Annotated in this window: 1 pseudogene; it reads left to right on the forward strand. The window is 35.3% G+C overall.

Annotated features, from left to right (window positions below):
• A pseudogene (locus D7V20_RS19620) lies at positions 1-343 on the forward strand (MobA/MobL family protein); the annotation flags it as partial.

Genomic DNA, 343 nt, shown 5'->3' on the forward strand with positions numbered 1-343 from the left:
AGCCACGGAAGCAAAAATACGTACAGAACCACCAAAACCTCAAGAAAATCGCTTAGAGCGCAAATCAGCGCAATCTAGCCCTATTGTTCAAGACACTTCGATAAGTGATAAAAAAATTGCTGTTCGTCTTTTTGAAACTAAAGTTCGCGCTTTAGCTGAAAAAATCCACCATCAGGAACTAGAAAACATCAAACAAAAAATGGGTGAATACATGGAATTGAGTAAAAATTTACTCAATCAGATAGAAACCCATAAAGAAAATAAGCCATTCAACCCCTTTAAAATCAAGGCATGGACAAAAGAATTAGATGATTTAGTCCATAAACATGACAATGGTATCAAA

Origin of the sequence: Acinetobacter rongchengensis (assembly GCF_003611475.1) — a bacterium.
In the GTDB taxonomy this organism is placed as follows: Bacteria; Pseudomonadota; Gammaproteobacteria; order Pseudomonadales; family Moraxellaceae; genus Acinetobacter; species Acinetobacter rongchengensis.